Source organism: Pseudomonas sp. NFPP12, assembly GCF_900103205.1.
Taxonomy (GTDB): domain Bacteria; phylum Pseudomonadota; class Gammaproteobacteria; order Pseudomonadales; family Pseudomonadaceae; genus Aquipseudomonas; species Aquipseudomonas protegens.
In genome coordinates, this window is sequence record NZ_FMWW01000008.1 from 118,152 (window position 1) to 136,002 (window position 17,851).

The window sequence follows — 17,851 nt, forward strand, 5'->3', positions numbered from 1 at the left end:
TCCGGCCCTGTTCGAAGGGCAACAAAAAACCCGCACCAGGCGGGTTTCTTGTTGCAGCGAACGCAGGCTCAGTCAGCCAGGCGCCAGGTCGTACCGCCCTTGCCGTCTTCCAGGATCACGCCCATGGCGGTGATCTGGTCGCGGATCCGATCGGACTCTGCCCAATCCTTGTTGGCACGGGCCGCCAGGCGGGCCTGGATCAGCGCCTCGACCTGTGCCGCATCGACCCGACCTTCGGCACCGGCCTGCAGGAAGTCGTCGGCCTCCAGTTGCAGCACGCCCAGCACACTGGCCAGTTCCTTCAAGCGGGCTGCCAGACCGGCCGCCGCATCGATATCGCTCTCACGCAGGCGGTTGATCTCGCGTACCATCTCGAACAGCACGGCACAGGCTTCCGGAGTACCGAAGTCGTCGTTCATCACCTGGGTGAAACGCTCGACGAAGGCTTCGCCACCGGCCGGTGCCACCTTCGGCAGGCCCTTGAGCGCATGGTAGAAACGCTCCAGCGCGCCCTTGGCGTCCTTGAGGTTGTCTTCCGAGTAGTTGATGGCGCTGCGGTAGTGGCTGGCCACCAGCAGGTAACGCACCACTTCCGGATGGTACTTGTCGAGCACGTCGCGAATGGTGAAGAAGTTGTTCAAGGACTTGGACATCTTCTCGCCATTGATGCGGATCATGCCGCAGTGCATCCAGGCGTTGGCGTAGGTTTTGCCGGTAGCCGCCTCGCTCTGGGCGATCTCGTTCTCGTGGTGCGGGAACTCCAGGTCGCTGCCGCCGCCATGAATGTCGAAGGTCTCGCCCAGGCAGCAGGTGGACATCACCGAGCACTCGATGTGCCAGCCCGGACGACCGTCACCCCAAGGCGATGGCCAGCTCGGCTCACCCGGCTTGGCGGCTTTCCACAGGACGAAGTCCAGCGGGTCCTGTTTCGACTCGTCGACTTCGATCCGCGCGCCGATGCGCAGGTCTTCGATCTTCTTGCGCGACAACTTGCCGTAGCCCATGAACTTGCCGACGCGGTAGTACACGTCGCCATTGCCCGGAGCGTAGGCGTAGCCCTTGTCGATCAGGGTCTGGATCATCGCGTGCATGCCGGGGATATGGTCGGTGGCGCGCGGTTCCATGTCCGGCTTCTTGATGTTCAGCCGCGCCTCGTCCTCGTGCATCGCCGCGATCATGCGCTCGGTCAGGGCCTCGAAGGCCTCGCCGTTCTCATTGGCACGATTGATGATCTTGTCGTCGATATCGGTGATGTTGCGCACATAGGTCAAGTCATACCCGCTGAAACGCAGCCAGCGGGTAATCAGGTCGAAGGCCACCATGCTGCGGCCGTGCCCCAGGTGGCAGTAGTCGTACACGGTCATGCCGCACACGTACATGCGCACCTTGTTGCCATCCAGCGGCTTGAAGACTTCTTTGCTCTTGGTGAGCGTGTTGTAGATCGTTAGCACGTTAGTTCCTTGACTGAATCACTGACCCCAGGAGTCGCGCAGGGTCACAGTACGGTTGAATACCGGAGCGCCTGGTTTCGAGTCCTTGATATCCGCGCAGAAGTAGCCTTCGCGCTCGAACTGGAAACGGTCTTCCGGCTGTGCGTTGCCCAGCGAGGGTTCGGCACGACAACCAGTGAGCACTTGCAGGGAGTCAGGGTTGATGTTGTCCAGGAAACTCGCGCTGTCCTCGGCCTTCTCCGGGTTCGGAGAACGGAACAGACGATCGTACAGACGCACTTCGCACTCGACGCTGGCGGCAGCCGGCACCCAGTGGATCACGCCCTTGACCTTGCGGCCTTCAGGGTTCTTGCCCAGGGTGTCCGGATCGTAGGAGCAACGCAGCTCGACGATATTGCCCTCGGCGTCCTTGATCGCTTCATCGGCACGGATCACGTAGCTGCCACGCAGGCGCACTTCGCCGTTAGGCTCCAGACGCTTGTAGCCTTTGGGCGGCTCTTCCATGAAGTCGTCACGGTCGATGTAGATTTCACGGGCGAACGGCAGCTGGCGCACGCCCAGCTCTTCTTTCTGCGGATGACGCGGCAGTTCGAGGTTCTCGACCTGGCCTTCCGGGTAGTTGGTGATCACGACTTTCAACGGACGCAGCACGCACATGGCACGCGGGGCATTCGCGTCGAGGTCCTGACGGATGCTGAATTCCAGCATGCCGTAGTCGACCACGCCGTCGGAGCGGTTGGTGCCAACCATCTCGCAGAAGTTGCGGATCGAAGCCGGGGTGTAGCCACGACGACGAAAGCCCGACAGGGTCGACATGCGCGGGTCGTCCCAGCCATTGACGTGCTTCTCCTCCACCAGTTGCTTGAGCTTGCGCTTGCTGGTGATGGTGTAGTTCAGGTTCAGGCGGCTGAACTCATACTGGCGCGGGTGCGCGGGCACCGGCAGGTGCTCAAGGAACCACTCGTACAGCGGACGGTGGCTTTCGAACTCCAGGGTGCAGATCGAGTGGGTGATACCTTCGATGGCGTCCGACTGGCCGTGGGTGAAGTCGTAGTTGGGGTAGATGCACCACTTATCACCAGTCTGATGGTGATGGGCGTGGCGAATGCGATACATGATCGGGTCGCGCAGGTTCATGTTCGGCGAGGCCATGTCGATCTTGGCCCGCAGCACGCGGGCGCCGTCCGGGAACTCGCCGGCGCGCATGCGGGCGAACCAGTCCAGGTTCTCTTCCACCGAGCGATCGCGGAACGGGCTGTTCTTGCCTGGCTCGGTGAGGCTGCCGCGGTATTCCTTGGCCTGCTCAGGGGTCAGGTCGCAGACATAGGCCTTGCCCGCCTTGATCAGTTCCACGGCCCAGTCGTGCAACTGGTCGAAGTACTGCGAGGCATAACGCACTTCGCCGGACCACTCAAAACCCAGCCACTTGACGTCGCTTTCAATGGCGTCGATGTATTCCTGATCTTCCTTGGCCGGGTTGGTGTCGTCGAAACGCAGGTGCGTGACGCCACCGAATTCCTGGGCCAGACCGAAGTTCACGCAGATCGACTTGGCGTGACCGATGTGCAGGTAACCATTGGGCTCCGGAGGGAAGCGGGTCACGATCTGTGTGTGCTTACCCGAGTCCAGGTCCGCCTGGATGATCGGGCGCAGGAAGTTGACCGGTACGGCCGGTCCAGTCTTGGAATTCGAGGTAGGGTCGACAGTGGGCTTGCTCATAGGATCCTTGAACGTACAAGTGCGTGGCCGGGTGCGGCCTGACAAATCAAAACGGATATCATAGCCGATGCTGTCAAGTGCCTGACAGAGCGCAGCTTTAAAACTGCGGCTATTAATGGCAGGCCGGTGAAAAAACAGCCTCGAAATTCGTGGCTGTCACGCTAAACTGCGCTCCTTGGCTGCAAGATGGCCAAACCGGTCCGGGCTGCCCACGCGTCCCGATACCCAGGATTTTCTTGAAAACGCTTCTCCTTATAAAGAGTACCGACCATGACCCAAGTCAAACTGACCACCAACCACGGCGAGATCGTGCTGGAACTGAACGCCGAGAAAGCCCCGTTGACCGTGGCCAACTTCGTCGAATACGTGAAAGCCGGTCACTATGAAAACACCGTTTTTCACCGCGTCATCGGTAACTTCATGATCCAGGGCGGCGGCTTCGAACCTGGCATGAAAGAAAAGAAAGACAAGCGTCCAAGCATCCAGAACGAAGCTGACAACGGCCTTTCCAACGACAAGTACACCGTTGCCATGGCCCGCACCATGGAGCCGCATTCGGCTTCCGCGCAGTTCTTCATCAACGTTGCCGACAACAGCTTCCTCAACCACAGCGGCAAGACCGTGCAGGGCTGGGGCTACGCCGTATTCGGCAAAGTGATCGCCGGCACCGAGGTGGTCGACAAGATCAAGGGCGTGGCCACCACCATGAAGTCCGGCCACCAGGACGTACCCGCAGACGACGTGATCATCGAGAAAGCCGAGATCATTGAGTGATACTGCTGATTTCAGATCTGCATCTGGAAGAGGAGCGCCCGGACATCACCCGGGCGTTTCTGGAATTACTCGGTGGGCGCGCCCGCGCCGCCGAGGCGCTGTACATCCTCGGGGACTTTTTCGAGGTATGGATCGGCGACGATGCCATGACCCCCTACCAGCTTTCCATTTGCCAGGCATTGCGCGAGCTCAGCGACAGCGGCACGCAGATCTTCCTGATGCATGGCAATCGCGACTTCATGCTCGGCAAGGCCTTCTGCAAGGCGGCCGGTGCCACCCTGCTCAAGGATCCCAGCGTCGTCGACTTCTACGGCGAGCCGGTATTGCTGATGCACGGTGACAGCCTGTGCACCCGTGACGAAGCCTACATGCGTATGCGCCGCTACCTGCGCAACCCGCTGAGCCTGTGGATTCTGCGCCACCTGCCCCTGGGCACCCGGCGCAAGCTGGCGCGCAAACTGCGCAACGAAAGCCGGGCCCAGACCCGCATGAAGGCCAACGACATTGTCGATGTGACCCCGGACCAGGTACCGCAGGTCATGCAGGAACACGGGGTGCGCACCCTGGTTCACGGCCACACCCATCGCCCGGCGATCCACAAGCTGCAGATCGGCGAACAAGCCGCCAAGCGCATTGTGCTGGGGGACTGGGACCGTCAGGGCTGGGCGCTGCAGGTGGATGAACAGGGTTTCCAACTGACGGCGTTCGATTTCGTACCGACGCAACTGGCGCTGCCCGGTTCGCCCTGAACGGACGCCCTCGCTACCGTAGGAGCCGGCTTGTCGGCGAAGGGGCCAGCAAGCCTTGCATGGCCCTTTCGGACGCCAGAGCCTGCGACGAAAGGCATCAATGCCCCGCCGCGGCTGGGCCGGCCTTGGCAGCGAACGGCGGCTTGGCCAGCCAGACCAGCAGAATCAGGCCCATGAAGCCCCAGCCCAGCAAGGTGAAATAGTCCACGGTCGAGAGCATGTATGCCTGGCTGGTCAGGACTTGATCCAGTTGCGCGTAAGCCTTGGTGCTCGCGCCTCCGAGATTGTTCAGCGCATCCCGGGTGACCGGGTCGAAGATGCTCATGCTTTCGCTCATGTAAGCGTGATGCTGGTCTGCCCGGCGAATCCAGATCCAGGTAGTCAGCGACGCCGCAAAACTGCCCCCCAGAGTCCGCAGGAAGGTCGCCAGGCCAGCGCCGTCGGCGATCTGGTGCGGTGGCAGGTCGGACATCAGGATGCTCAGGGTCGGCATGAAGAACAGCGCCACGCCGATGCCCATGAACAGTTGCACCAGAGCGATGTGCTGGAAGTCCACCTCATTGGTGAAACCGGCACGCATGAAGCAGCTCAGGCCAATGGCCAGGAATGCCAGCCCGGCCAGCAGGCGCAGGTCGAACTTGTTCGCGTACTTGCCGACAAAGGGTGACAACAGCACCGGCAGGATGCCGATCGGTGCCACCGCCAGCCCTGCCCATGTCGCGGTGTAGCCCATCTGGGTCTGCAACCATTGCGGCAGGATCAGGTTAATACCGAAGAACCCGGCGTAGCCCAGCACCAGCACTATCGTGCCAATGCGGAAGTTGCGGTGCGCGAACAGCCGCAGGTTGACCACCGGATGTTGGTCGGTCATTTCCCAGATGATGAACACCGCCAGCGCGATCACCGAAATCGCCGCACCAATGATGATGAAGTTCGACTCGAACCAGTCCAGGTCATTGCCCTTGTCGAGGATCACCTGCAACGCGCCGACGCCAATGACCAGTGAAATCAGCCCGACGTAGTCCATCGGCTGACGGCTGGTGACCACCGGGCGCTTGGACAGCTGCGAACGCACCACCATCACCGCAAAAATGCCGATCGGAACGTTGATGAAGAAAATCCACGGCCAGCTGTAACTGTCGGTGATCCAGCCACCAAGAATGGGACCAGCAATCGGCGCCACCACCGTGACCATTGCCAGCAATGCCAGAGCCATGCCGCGCCTGGCGGGTGGATAAACGGCGATCAACAGGGTTTGCGTCATCGGGTACAACGGCCCGGCCACCAGGCCTTGCAGCACACGAAAGCCGATCAGCTCAGGCATCGAGGTCGAGATGCCGCAGAGAAACGAGGCCAGCACAAACAGCATCGTCGCCCAGAGAAACAGTTTTACCTCGCCAAAGCGCCGGCTGAGCCAGCCGGTCAGCGGCAACGCAATCGCATTGCTCACGGCGAACGAGGTAATCACCCACGTGCCCTGCTCCGAACTCACACCAAGGTTGCCGGAAATGGTCGGCAACGCCACGTTGGCGATGGTGGTGTCGAGCACCTGCATGAAGGTCGCCAGCGACAGGCCGATGGTGCTGAGCAACAGGCTGGGCGGCGTGAAAGAAGCGTTATTGCTCATCGCGAATCCTTTGAAACCGGGGTGGCGCTGCGCCCCTGTGGGGCGAGCATGCTCGCACCCACAGGGTCAGTGGCGAATCAGCGTTGCGCGGTTTTGCTGACCACAGCGCTGTTGTCATGGATCAGCTGAGCGATCATCGCATCGGCTTCGGCCAACTGCCGGTCGTAGACGTTGGTGCTGAACGAGGCCTTTTGCTGCGGTTGCTGCGCCAGTACCGGGCCGCTCTGGTCATGCAGGTTCACTTCAACATTGGTCGACAGCCCAACCCGCAGTGGGTGCTTGGCCAGCTCTTCGGCATTGATGTGAATCCGCACCGGCACACGCTGCACGATCTTGATCCAGTTGCCGGTGGCGTTCTGCGCGGGCAACAGAGCAAACGCGCTGCCGGTGCCGGCGCCGAGGCTGTCGACGGTGCCACTGTATTTCACGCTGCTGCCGTAGATGTCGGACTCGATGTCCACGGGCTGGCCGATGCGCATGTCACGCAGTTGGGTTTCCTTGAAGTTGGCATCGATCCACAGTTGATCCAGCGGGATCACCGCCATCAACGCCGTACCCGGTTGCACTCGCTGGCCGAGCTGCACGGTGCGTTTGGCAACGTAACCGGTGACCGGCGCGATCAGGGTGCTGCGCGCATTGGTCAGGTAGGCCTGGCGCAGATCCGCAGCCGCCGACATCACGTCCGGGTGCGACGAGACCACGGTGTCATCGACCAGCGCACTGGTGGTTTTCAACTGCTGCTTGGCGTTGGCCAGGGCGTTTTGCGCCGAGGTCAGGTCGTCGCGGGCGTGGGACAGTTCTTCCTGGGAAATCGCGCCGCCAGCGGCAAGGTTTTTCCGGCGGTTGAAGTTGTCCTGAGCCTTCTGCACTTCAGCCTGTTGCGCGTTGACCTGGGCTTTCATGCCGTCGACATTGCTGTACAGGCCGCGAACCTGACGCACGGTACGCGCCAGTTTCGCCTGGGCACTTTGCAGACCGACTTCGGCATCGTTAGGGTCGAAGTTGATCAGCACCTGACCTTCGTGGACCAGGTCACCATCGTCGGCGCCGATGCTGACCACGGTACCGGTCACCAGCGGAGTGATTTCAACGACGTTGCCGTTGACGTAGGCGTCATCGGTACTCTCATTCCAGCGCCCGATGAATTCGTGATAAGCCCAGACACCGGCACCGGTGAGGGCTACAACGATGGCCAGCACCAGCAGCATCACTTTGCGCTTGCGCGGATTGCCGGTGTCTTGCGAGTTGTCTTGAGCTTGGGTGTTTTCGGCAGTGGCCATGACAAATACCTGAATTAGTTGTGCGGCGTGGCTGGGATGGCGTTGGCTGCGCTCAGGGTCTCGCCCTGAAAGCCCCCGCCCAGCGCTTGCATCAGTTGAATCGACAGATCGATCTGCTCGGCATTGAGGTTGGCCAACTGACGTTGGGCCTGCAGCAGTTGCTGCTCGATGCTGAGTACGTCCAGGTAGTTGCCGATGCCGGAACCGTAACGCTGGACCACGGTGTTATAGGAATCCTGAGCAATGTCGGTGGCGTGCTGTTGCGCGCCGATTTGCCGGCCGATGTCACGCAACTGGTTGATCGTGTCGCTGACATCACCCAGCGCTTTCACCAGGCTTTTGTTGTACTGCGCCACCGCCAGATCGTAATCGGCGTCACGCGAATCGAGGTTGGCGCGCAGGCGCCCGCCATCGAAGATGGGTAGCGAAATGGTCGGGGCGATGCTGAAGAAACGACTGGCCGAACCAAACATTGCGTCACCCAACAAGGATTCGGCACCGGCGGACGCCGTAAGGTTCAGGTTGGGATAGAAGCGGGTTTTCGCCGAATCGATGTCTTTGCTCGCGGCCTCTACACGCCAGCGGGCGGCGACCAGGTCCGGGCGACGGCCAAGCAGCTCTGCCGGAAGAACCGAGGGTACTGCCACGGCGCTGGCTTGCAATACTTTGGGCCGGGCGATTTCACTGCCGCGATCCGGGCCTTTGCCGAGCAGCACGGCCAGGGCGATTTTCGCACTGCTCAGACGTTTTTCGGCGTCGATCAGGCTGGCTTCGGAACTGGCTTCCAGACTCTGGGTTTGCTGGAACTGGTACTGGCTGTCGATCCCGGCGCTCAAGCGACGCTGGCTCAGATCGAGCATTTGCCTGGTGCGCTTGAGGTCGTCGCTGGCCAGGTCATAGACGATGTGCGCCTGCCCCAGATCGCTGTAGGCCCGGGCCACATCGGCGGCGAGGGTCAATTGCGCGGCCTGACGGTCGACTTCAGCAGCACGGGCCTGGCCGAGTGCGGCTTCCCAGGCATCACGCTGGCCGCCCCACAGGTCGAAGTTGTAATTGAAGCCGGCGCTGATGTTACGCACGGTGGCGTAGGCATCGCCCTGCCCCAGCGGATCCTGATCCTTGGCCAGGCGCGAACGGCTGATGCCGGCGCTGGCGTCGAGGGTCGGATAGCGTTCGGCATCGGCGGCATACGCGGCGGCGCTGGCCTGATGGGCACGGGCGGCGGCGATCTGCATGTCCGGGCTGTCGCGCAGGGCTTCGCGGATCAGACCGTCGAGCTGTGGATCGCCAAGGCTGGTCCACCAGTCGCTTTTCGGCCATGCCGCAGGCGACAGGGTCACACCGTTGAGGGATTGGCCGGCCTTCAGGCTTTTCGCGTCGAGATTTTTGCCTTGGGTATCGAGGCCGCTGTAATTGGCGCATCCGGCAAGGATCATCGCCGACAGCACCAGCGTCAGGCTGCTGCGCAAGGTTTTACTGCTCATTGTGTTCACCTAAGCGCTGGATGGTGATCGGGTCACCGGCGGCCAGCAGGATTTTCTTGAGGATGTATTCCAGGGTCTTCAACTCGTCCGGGGAGATCGCGCCAGCCAGTTCATTCATCGCGTCGGCGCCGATCTGCGGCAGCCGATCGGTCAACTGCTGGCCCTGTTCGGTCAGGGTCAGTTGCACTTGGCGGCGATCACCTTCGCTGCGTTGGCGAGCCAGGAAGCCCTTCTGCTCCAGACGATCGAGCATGCGTGTCATCGAACCGCTGTCCAGCGACAGGTGCCGGCACAGCTCGGCCGGGGTATCGACGCCGAACTGGGCCATGATGATCAACACTTTGAACTGCGCGGCAGTGATGCCGTGGGGTTCCATGTGGGTGTCGATGATCCGGTCCTTGAGCAATGCGGCGCGGCCCAGCAACAGGCCGAGATGGCAGGTTTTGAATTCGTCCGGGGTGAAATGCTTCATGTGCTCACCTAATAACTGCCTAGGCAGTGAATATATGTCGAGATGTTACTGCCTAGGCAGCGAATGTCAACGCAATAGTTAGGTTGCTTTGTAATTAGTTGACCAATGGACTGGGTCTTTATGTTGAACAGGCGAGCGTCATCGCCAACCTGCTGGCGACGGGTCGTTTCCATCCCTCTGCCTGCTGCCTGTGAATCATCGGGGTTGGCCTATTCCACGATGACTTCGACAAAGGCTATGGCTCGCACGTGCCCCCGGTATCACCCTCCTTCAGCGAATTGAAGATGGAGCGCATACAGGTGCACGACTGCAACGCCAACGAGGACTGGCGTAGGCGCCGACCTGCATTGCTCGGCTCGGTCACCCGTCGGGTCTAACGGTGATGGCGGGAAGCTTGGAGACCGCGCAAGAACTTGATCTGTTGCATAAAATCGACTGCACTCAGACTCAGGGTTTCCTGATCTTTCACGCCATGTCTTCGGATCAATTCCGGCAGTTGCTGTCCCATGACGGGCCGGCAAACGCGTACGGATTGGCAAGCGGGTGTTGATACCCGTCACTTGCCATCGAGATCACTGCGTCCAACGGCTCTCCCATCACTGCTGCCCAGGTCCTCTAATGCCACATCCCAATGCCTTTCTGGAGAAACTCGCCAGCAGTTCCTCGCGCCTGAACAAGAGCCTGCTGGTGCTCGGTGCCCTGGTGCTGCTGTTGCTGGGCATCAGCTATGTAGGGGTGACGCGCATGATCGAAGAGCGGCGCGAAACCTTGCAATTTCACTTCGCCCGGCTGATGGAGAATGTCCACGAACAGGAAGTGTTCCTGCAGGATATCGCCCGGGAAAGCGTCAAAGGCGAACGGCTGCCCAATGCCATGTTGCCGCCCTACTCACAAAAAAACCTACCCGATGAAGGGCCGAACATTTACGAGGGCCGCGGCCTGCCGTTTTCGCTGCCCTATAGCTTGAAGATCAATACGGACAGGATTGCCCCCAGCCAATACCCGAAAATCTTTGCGCTGGGTACCCATCTGGCGGCCTATTACAGCGCGTTCTGGTCGGCCTCACACTATCAGTCGCCCCAAGTCGTCCTGATCAATGGCCCCGACAATTTTGATCTGGCCGTACCCTCCGCCGGGCGTTTGCGCGGTACCGGGCAGCTACCGATGCAGATGGGCGACCTGATTGATGCGATGACCCGCTTGAACAAGCGCCTGCGCGGGCAGGACTTGCCATTGCCAGATCTGCAGGTGCACTGGGAACCCTATGTCTCTTTCAATGACGACAAGAGCGCCCCCACCCTGCTGGCTTACGTGAGTATCAACCTGGCTAAAACCGCATTGACCGTCGAGGGTGCCGATACCTGGGTGGTACTGGGCTCACTGATGAACCTGTCCCAGGTCAACAACATCGAGCGGTTGATGCAGTGGTCGATCTACGATGACTTCACCTTGATCACCCCCCGTGGCGTGGTATTGACCGGTGCTCTGAAACCCGGCCAGGTGCTGGATGAAGGGGTGAACTTCAACCGCGACGGCCTGGTATTCAAACTGAGCAGCCCCGGGGAGCAACACTGGACGGCGATCTACGTCATCAGCCTGCGCAGTTTCCTCGATTACGCGCTGTGGCCATTGCTGTGCCTGGTTGCTCTGGTGCTTGCGCTGCTCGGTTGCAGTCGGGCGGTCAATCGCTGGTACCAGGCCCGGGTCATCCTGCCCGCGCAGAGGGCGCACGCCAGCATCGCCGAAAGCGAGGCGTTCAGCCGCACGGTGATCGACACGGCGCCGACCGGCCTGTGCGTGATCCGCCGCAGCGATCACCACGTCCTGCTGGAAAACCAGCGCGCCCAGCAATGGCACGACAACGGCCAACTGATGAGCTTGCTCACGCCCCTCACGGGCCCCGGTCATGCCGATCTTGAAATCAATGGACGCCACCTGCACGTCGCCTTTGTGCCCACCCGCTATCAGGGCCAGGACGCCTGGTTATGTGCGTTGCATGACGTGACCCGGCATGTCGAAGATGCGGCGGCGCTGGAAGAGGCGCGCCAGGCCGCCGACTCGGCAAACCAGGCCAAGAGCCGTTTCCTCGCCACCATGAGCCACGAGATCCGTACTCCCCTGTACGGCGTCCTGGGAACTCTGGAGCTGCTTGGCCTGACCTCGCTCGCCCCGCGCCAGCAGGATTACCTGCACACCATCCAGCGCTCCTCCGCCACGTTGTTCCAACTGATCAGCGATGTACTGGATGTGTCGAAAATCGAAGCTGGACAGATGACCCTCGAATTTCAGGATTTCTGTCCGCTGCAACTGACCGAAGACACCGTGCGCACCTACAGTGCCTTCGCCCGATCCAAGGGCCTGCTGCTCTATGCCTGCATCGACCCGGCGCTGCCGGATCGGTTGCGCGGCGACCCGATACGGATTCGCCAGATCCTCAACAACCTGCTGAGCAACGCCATCAAGTTCACCGATAGCGGTCGCATCGTATTGCGGGCTCAACTATTGGCAAGCGACAACGATCGCGCCCATGTCCAGTGGCAGGTCAGCGATTCTGGAAGGGGGATTGCCCAGACGCAACAACAGCAACTGTTCGACCCTTTCTATCAGGTCAACGATGCCACTGAACAGGCCGGTGCCGGATTGGGGCTGGCCATTTGCAAATGGCTGTGCGAATTGATGGCGGGCCAGTTGAACGTGGTCAGCGAGCCTGGGCTCGGCAGCAGTTTCATCCTTCAACTCTCGCTGGACCACGCAGTCGGTGACCTGGCCGCTTGCCCTGTGTTCGGCCCCGGCAGCGCCACCGTCTATGTACGCGCGCAGGTCACTGAACAGGCACAACACCTGATGGCCTGGCTCAAGCGTTTCGGCCTCGACTGCCGCCCACTGACGGCCGGTACACCGGTGTCATCGGCACTGCTGGTAGAGCTTTGCTCGCCGGCCAATACCGCGGCCTGGCCCGGTCCGAGGGTCGTCGCCAGGGCGGATGGCCCCAACCCTTCGCAATTGCGCGGTACCGACCGAGAAGTCGACGCCCATGATGTCCGCGCGATCGCCTGGGCGATATATCAGGTCCAGCATGGCGCCAGCACCGACAGCCAACCTTCGTCGCCGGAAAAGCCTCGGCAGTTGAATCTGCAAGTGCTGGTGGCGGAAGACAATGTGATCAACTCGGCGATCATCAAGGAGCAACTGGAAGTGCTGGGCTGCTCGGTGGTCGTCGCGGCCAATGGCGAGCTGGCCCTGGCGCAGTGGTCGCCCGGACGCTTCGACCTGCTGCTGACCGACGTCAACATGCCGGTCATGAACGGCTACCAATTGACCACGGCGTTACGACAACTGGATCAGGCCTTGCCGATTATCGGCGTCACCGCCAACGCCTTGCGCGAAGAAGGCGAGCGCTGCGCTGGCGTCGGCATGAACGCCTGGATGGTCAAGCCACTGAACCTTGCCACCCTGCGCGCGCACCTGGAAAGACATTGCAAAATCACCCTGCCGGCGACCAGCGTAGCGCCTCTAAAGCTGTCACCGGACATGCGCGAACTCTTTGTCACGACGCTGCGCCAGGACATGCAGACCACGCTGACGGCACTGGACAACGCCGATGCCCATCGCGTGGCGCAACAGCTGCATAGCATGGCCGGTGCATTGGGTGCGGTACAGCTCGAGGCACTGGCCACAACCTTCGTCGAGCTGGAGTGCCGCTTGAACGGCATGAGCGTGACCCGCACCCTGGACCTGGAAGTGCGCCAGAATCTGGCTCGATTGAAAGACCTGCTGGACACCCTTGAATAATTTCAATGCGGATGATCAGCAATGAAACCCTCAGGGTTGCCATTGCCGATGACCACCCCATCGTCCCGGTGGGGTACGAGAGCGGGTTGAGCGTGGCCAATGCTTTCGCACTGATGGCATACCTGACGCGGCAATTCCCCAACGTGCTGGTGCTGACGATAATTTCCAATCAACTGAGCCTGACGCGTCTGCAAGAGCTCGGACAAGCCGGTGCGCACCAGCGCCGAGCGCTTTACTCACCTATTGCTAAAGGAAAATAAAATAGTGCATTTATTTGTTCCGGGAGTGGGAGTTAGCGACGACTGACTTAAGAGCGCAAAGATAACAAGCATTCAAAAGATGTTCGCCACGAGAAAACTTGAGATCAACAGCAACTATAAAAATTTGAATTGCCATACATAACAAGAACCAATTCAAACTAACAGACAACTACATTCCAGCTGCAATCAACTTCTAGGAATCGTCTGATGTACCACCAAAAATTCGCGTTATATCGTGTTGTTGTTTTAAACCTAACCATTGGGAAACAACATGAAAAAGCTAACTCGCGCACTTCTCGCCCTTTCAATCATTGCCGCCACTGGCAACGCCCTGGCAGACGACCCCGTCAAGGCTGGCAGCGGCACTATCAACTTCACCGGTACCATCAACAACGATGCCTGTTCGGTCGAAGGCGCCGGAAACAACAAGACCATTTCAGTCGCCATGGGCGAAGTTTCGATCAAGGACATGGGCACCGCCACTGCACCTAAAGGCAACGGCACCCTGAGCGCCGAGAACTTCGACATGAAGATCAACTGCAACGCTGGAACCAAGGTCGCGATGATCTTCGAACCAACCAAGGGCGCAGGTTCGGGCATTGAACCCGGCACCAAGGTGCTGCGCCTGATCGATGGCCTGGGGGCTGCGAAAGGTATCGGCATTGCGCTGCTTGACTCCAATGGCGCCGTGATCGACCTCAGCTCGCCGAGCGCCGCAAAAATCGAAAACACTCTGCAAGACAGCAACGCAACCCTCAAATTCTCCGCAGCCTACGTAACCACCGTCGATCCGAAACTGGCTGTTGCCGGTCGTGGCGACGCCACCCTACCGTTCACGCTGCAATACGAATAATCCGCGCGAACATACAAGCCTGGTGCGGGGCCTTTCGGCCCTGCATCCTCATTCACTTGCGCGGTAGCCCTCATGTTTTATCGTCACTCACTGTCCTTTTGTGCAGGCCTGCTGGGCCTGTTCGCGGTCAATCAGGCCGTGGCCGGAATTTCCTTGAGCAGCACCCGTCTGATTTTCGACGGCCAGCACAAGGAGGCCGGAATCACCGTGCGTAACAGCGGTGAAGATGTGTTGATCCAGTCGTGGATCGACACCGACTCCAGCGAAACCGCAGCCGTACCCTTTGCTGTGACGCCGCCCCTGGTGCGCGTCAGCGGCGACGAACAGCAAATATTGCGGGTGATCTACGAAGGCGCGGGCATGCCGACCGACCGCGAGTCGGTGGTGTGGCTCAATGTGCAAGAGATCCCTAAAGCGGCGAAATCCGAGAACACGTTGCAACTGGCCGTGCGCCAGCGCATCAAGGTGTTCTTCCGCCCGGCAGGCCTGAAAAACAACGCCTATCTGGCACCGAGCGAACTGACCTGGCGCCTGACAGAACAAGCCGGCAAGAGCTTGTTGGTGGTGAATAACCCAGGCCGGTATCACGTGTCGATTGCAGATATCACACTTCAATCCGGCACCATCAGTGAACACCCCTTCGATTCGATGATGATTTCCCCCGGCGAACAAAAAAGCTTCCCTCTTAAACAACTTCACACCCCCAATACAGCTCGCCTTTCATTCAGCAGTATTAATGACTATGGCGCACAAGATCGTTATGGCGCGCAACTTTCCAACAGTGCTGACACCCAAGCCAGTTTAAATAAACAAACCCCATAACTTACGTGCCGCTATGACGGCTGCACTTCCACTGTATTTCTCTTCGCTCCGTTAGTTGGTATCGGAGGTGATATAGGGTTCCTGAATGTTTTTACTCAAGCGCGACGGATGGGCGCCGTTTTCGATTGCCCTGGTTTTCAGCTGCACCTGCCTTGCCGATGACGAAGAACAGTTCAATACCTCGTTTCTGCAAGGCGCAACATCTTCTGTCGATCTGCAATCACTGTTTGCCAGCAGTCGCGTGCTGCCCGGTATCTATCGGGTGGACCTGTACGGCAACGAGACGCTGGTCGGGCGCCGCGACATCGATTTTCGTCGTTCTCCCGGCACGAACAAGATCGAGGCCTGCCTGACTCTGGAGATGGTGCAGCAATTAGGGGTCGACATCGACAAACTGCAGGCCAGCGGCAAACTGGGCAGCGATGATCCCGAAACCTGCCTGGACCTGCCCGCCTTGATCGATCACGCCAGCGTGCGTTACGACGTGCCCCGCCTGCGCTTGATGGTCAGTGTCCCGCAAAGCGCCATGGCGCGTGGCCGACGTGGTTATGTCGACCCGGCCCTGTGGGACGAAGGCGTTCCCGCCGCGTTCATCAACTATCAATTGAGCAGCAGCCGCAACGGCACTCGGGGTGAAAATACCCTGTCCAACAACGTCGGCCTGCGCAACGGCATCAACCTCGGCGCCTGGCGCTTGCGTAACGAATCGAACTTCAGCAGCAGCACCGGCCGCCCCAGCACATTCAAAAGTAACCGCAGCTATCTGCAACACGACGTGACAGCCCTGAAGGGTCAGTTCAGCGCCGGGGATATCTTTTCAGATGCCGACCTGTTCGACAGCGTGCGCTATCGCGGCCTGAAACTGGCGTCCGACGACGGCATGCGTGCCGACAGCGAGCGCGGTTATGCGCCAATCATTCGCGGCATTGCGCAGTCCAGCGCCACCGTGGAGATCCGCCAGGACAGCTACCTTCTCTACACCGCCAACGTGCCGCCGGGGCCATTCGAGATCAGCGATATCTACCCCAGCGGCTCCAACGGCGACCTGGAAGTGACGATTATCGAAGCCGATGGCCGCCGCCGGGTGACGGTGCAGGCATTTTCCAGCCTGCCGATCATGGTCCGTGAGGGCCAGTTGAAGTACAGCGTCTCGGCCGGCCAGTACAACAGCAACAGCGATGACCAGAAGTCACCGCAATTTGTCAGCAGCACCCTGGCGTACGGCATCAGCAGTAACTTGTCCGGGATCATCGGGGTGCAGGCCTCGGAAAACTTCAAGGCGCTGTCCGTCGGAGCTGGCCGCAATACAACTATCGGTGCCGTCTCACTGGACTTGACCCACTCCATGAGCAGCACTTTCGGCGCAACCATCACCGGCAACAGCCTGCGCGCCCTGTATGCGAAGACGTTCACCGGCACCGACACCAACTTTACCCTCGCCGCCTATCGCTACTCGACCGAGGGCTATCGCACCCTCACCGAGCACGTCGAGGAACTGAGCAACGACGGTCACAAGCGTATCGGCAACTCGAAAACCCGTACCGACCTGACCGTCAACCAGAGCCTGGGCCGAAACCAGCGATACGGCAGCATCTACATCAACGCCAGCGACCAGCGTTACTGGGGACGCGGTGGTTCGCAAAGCCTGTCGGCGGGTTACAGCAACTATTGGGGCGATGTGAGCTACAACCTCGGCGCCACCTACTCCAAGGATGTCGGCAACTACGGGCCGGCGAACAATGACACGCTGGTGAACCTGTCCGTATCGTTCCCGCTGGGCTCCAAGCCTCGTGCACCCCGCGCCTTCGTCTCGGCCAGCACGCAGAAGTCCGGCGATACCACGCAAATGGGCATCAACGGCTATCTGTCGCAAGACAGCGACACCTATTACTCGGTGCAAGCCGGCAACAGCAGCACTGGCGGCAGCTCCGGCTCGGTCAACCTCAGCACCCGCACCTCGGTAATGGATATCAGTGCCGGCTACAGCCAGGGGCGCGGCTACAACTCGCAAAACCTTAACCTGTCAGGCTCGATCGTCGGCCATGCCGGCGGGATCAACCTGGGACAGACCGTGGGCGAAACGTTCGCGCTGGCGCAGGTCGAAGGCGTGGAAGGGGTGAAAATCGGCAGCTTCTCCGGAGCCAGGACCGGCAGCAACGGCTTCGCCGTGGTCCCCAATGCGCAGCCCTATCGCGTGAACTGGATCAACCTCGACACTCGAGACCTGGGCGCCGATATCGAGATCGACAGTGCGACCCGGCAAGTGGTGCCACGTCGTGGTGCCGTGGTGCTGGCGCGTTACACCAGCAAGACCGGACGGCGAGTGCAGTTTGCGCTGTTCGACGCTCGACACCAGCCGATTCCGTTTGGCGCGTCGCTCGAGGACAGCACCGGCAAACAGCTGGCGATTTCTGACCCTGGTGGCAAGGCCCTGGCGCTGGTTGAAGCCGACGCCGGTACCCTGACCATCAACTGGCAGGGCCAGCGCTGTGAAGCGCCTTATGCGTTGCCCGAACGCAACGCCGCGCTGAACTACGAGCGGGCGACACTGGTGTGCCGCCCCTGACT

At 60.3% G+C, this 17,851-nt stretch carries 13 protein-coding genes; 7 read left to right on the plus strand and 6 right to left on the minus strand.

All coding sequences use genetic code 11. From position 1 onward, the window contains the following. Positions 1-68: 68 nt before the first annotated feature. Both cysS and BLS75_RS29865 read right to left on the minus strand, forming a co-directional pair. Complete coding sequence (cysS, locus tag BLS75_RS29860) at positions 69-1,451, minus strand: cysteine--tRNA ligase (protein ID WP_072452728.1); 1,383 nt, start codon at positions 1,449-1,451, stop codon at positions 69-71. Positions 1,452-1,469: 18 nt separating this feature from the next. After that, positions 1,470-3,170, minus strand: coding sequence for a glutamine--tRNA ligase/YqeY domain fusion protein (locus tag BLS75_RS29865; protein ID WP_072452726.1), 1,701 nt, complete (start codon positions 3,168-3,170; stop codon positions 1,470-1,472). Positions 3,171-3,440: 270 nt separating this feature from the next. Between BLS75_RS29865 and BLS75_RS29870 the strand changes: the two genes are divergently transcribed. After that, positions 3,441-3,944, plus strand: coding sequence for a peptidylprolyl isomerase (locus tag BLS75_RS29870; RefSeq protein ID WP_011062201.1), 504 nt, complete (start codon positions 3,441-3,443; stop codon positions 3,942-3,944). Then, on the plus strand, positions 3,941-4,693 hold the full coding sequence (locus BLS75_RS29875; protein ID WP_053152695.1) for a UDP-2,3-diacylglucosamine diphosphatase: 753 nt from the start codon (positions 3,941-3,943) through the stop codon (positions 4,691-4,693). The genes BLS75_RS29870 and BLS75_RS29875 overlap by 4 nt, the downstream gene beginning before the upstream one ends. A gap of 97 nt (positions 4,694-4,790) precedes the next feature. Here BLS75_RS29875 and BLS75_RS29880 read toward each other — a convergent pair whose 3' ends face one another. From BLS75_RS29880 to BLS75_RS29895, 4 genes are all read right to left on the minus strand, one after another. Beyond that, on the minus strand, positions 4,791-6,320 hold the full coding sequence (locus tag BLS75_RS29880) for a DHA2 family efflux MFS transporter permease subunit (RefSeq protein ID WP_072452724.1): 1,530 nt from the start codon (positions 6,318-6,320) through the stop codon (positions 4,791-4,793). Between the two features lie 77 nt (positions 6,321-6,397). Continuing rightward, positions 6,398-7,600 (minus strand): HlyD/EmrA/EmrK family protein, encoded by a 1,203-nt coding sequence (locus tag BLS75_RS29885; RefSeq protein ID WP_011062204.1) that lies wholly within the window; start codon positions 7,598-7,600, stop codon positions 6,398-6,400. Positions 7,601-7,614: 14 nt separating this feature from the next. Beyond that, positions 7,615-9,084 (minus strand): efflux transporter outer membrane subunit, encoded by a 1,470-nt coding sequence (locus BLS75_RS29890; protein ID WP_053159455.1) that lies wholly within the window; start codon positions 9,082-9,084, stop codon positions 7,615-7,617. Continuing rightward, positions 9,074-9,556 (minus strand): MarR family winged helix-turn-helix transcriptional regulator, encoded by a 483-nt coding sequence (locus BLS75_RS29895; RefSeq protein WP_011062206.1) that lies wholly within the window; start codon positions 9,554-9,556, stop codon positions 9,074-9,076. Before BLS75_RS29895 ends, BLS75_RS29890 begins: the two co-directional genes overlap by 11 nt. Before the next feature lie 618 nt (positions 9,557-10,174). Here BLS75_RS29895 and BLS75_RS29905 point away from each other — a divergent pair. The 5 genes from BLS75_RS29905 (at position 10,175) to BLS75_RS29925 (ending at position 17,849) form a co-directional block, all read left to right on the plus strand. Then, on the plus strand, positions 10,175-13,348 hold the full coding sequence (locus tag BLS75_RS29905; RefSeq protein WP_072452722.1) for a hybrid sensor histidine kinase/response regulator: 3,174 nt from the start codon (positions 10,175-10,177) through the stop codon (positions 13,346-13,348). Between the two features lie 5 nt (positions 13,349-13,353). Further along, entirely contained in the window at positions 13,354-13,608 is a 255-nt protein-coding gene (locus BLS75_RS32660; RefSeq protein ID WP_072452720.1) for a hypothetical protein, read from the plus strand. 271 nt (positions 13,609-13,879) lie between these two features. After that, positions 13,880-14,461, plus strand: coding sequence for a fimbrial protein (locus tag BLS75_RS29915; protein WP_072452718.1), 582 nt, complete (start codon positions 13,880-13,882; stop codon positions 14,459-14,461). Positions 14,462-14,533: 72 nt separating this feature from the next. Then, positions 14,534-15,283, plus strand: a complete 750-nt coding sequence (locus tag BLS75_RS29920; RefSeq protein WP_072452716.1) for a fimbrial biogenesis chaperone — start codon at positions 14,534-14,536, stop codon at positions 15,281-15,283. A gap of 85 nt (positions 15,284-15,368) precedes the next feature. Next, positions 15,369-17,849, plus strand: a complete 2,481-nt coding sequence (locus tag BLS75_RS29925; RefSeq protein WP_072452714.1) for a fimbria/pilus outer membrane usher protein — start codon at positions 15,369-15,371, stop codon at positions 17,847-17,849. Positions 17,850-17,851 lie beyond the last annotated feature (2 nt).

What these genes read in the sequence shown, in the direction of transcription:
- BLS75_RS29865 (WP_072452726.1), bottom strand. Translation starts at nt 3,170, where the DNA reads ATGAGCAAGCCCACTGTCGACCCTACCTCGAATTCCAAGACTGGACCG.
- BLS75_RS29870 (WP_011062201.1), top strand. Translation starts at nt 3,441, where the DNA reads ATGACCCAAGTCAAACTGACCACCAACCACGGCGAGATCGTGCTGGAA.
- BLS75_RS29880 (WP_072452724.1), bottom strand. Translation starts at nt 6,320, where the DNA reads ATGAGCAATAACGCTTCTTTCACGCCGCCCAGCCTGTTGCTCAGCACC.
- BLS75_RS29885 (WP_011062204.1), bottom strand. Translation starts at nt 7,600, where the DNA reads ATGGCCACTGCCGAAAACACCCAAGCTCAAGACAACTCGCAAGACACC.
- BLS75_RS29890 (WP_053159455.1), bottom strand. Translation starts at nt 9,084, where the DNA reads ATGAGCAGTAAAACCTTGCGCAGCAGCCTGACGCTGGTGCTGTCGGCG.
- BLS75_RS29895 (WP_011062206.1), bottom strand. Translation starts at nt 9,556, where the DNA reads ATGAAGCATTTCACCCCGGACGAATTCAAAACCTGCCATCTCGGCCTG.
- BLS75_RS29905 (WP_072452722.1), top strand. Translation starts at nt 10,175, where the DNA reads ATGCCACATCCCAATGCCTTTCTGGAGAAACTCGCCAGCAGTTCCTCG.
- BLS75_RS32660 (WP_072452720.1), top strand. Translation starts at nt 13,354, where the DNA reads ATGCGGATGATCAGCAATGAAACCCTCAGGGTTGCCATTGCCGATGAC.
- BLS75_RS29915 (WP_072452718.1), top strand. Translation starts at nt 13,880, where the DNA reads ATGAAAAAGCTAACTCGCGCACTTCTCGCCCTTTCAATCATTGCCGCC.
- BLS75_RS29920 (WP_072452716.1), top strand. Translation starts at nt 14,534, where the DNA reads ATGTTTTATCGTCACTCACTGTCCTTTTGTGCAGGCCTGCTGGGCCTG.
- BLS75_RS29925 (WP_072452714.1), top strand. Translation starts at nt 15,369, where the DNA reads ATGTTTTTACTCAAGCGCGACGGATGGGCGCCGTTTTCGATTGCCCTG.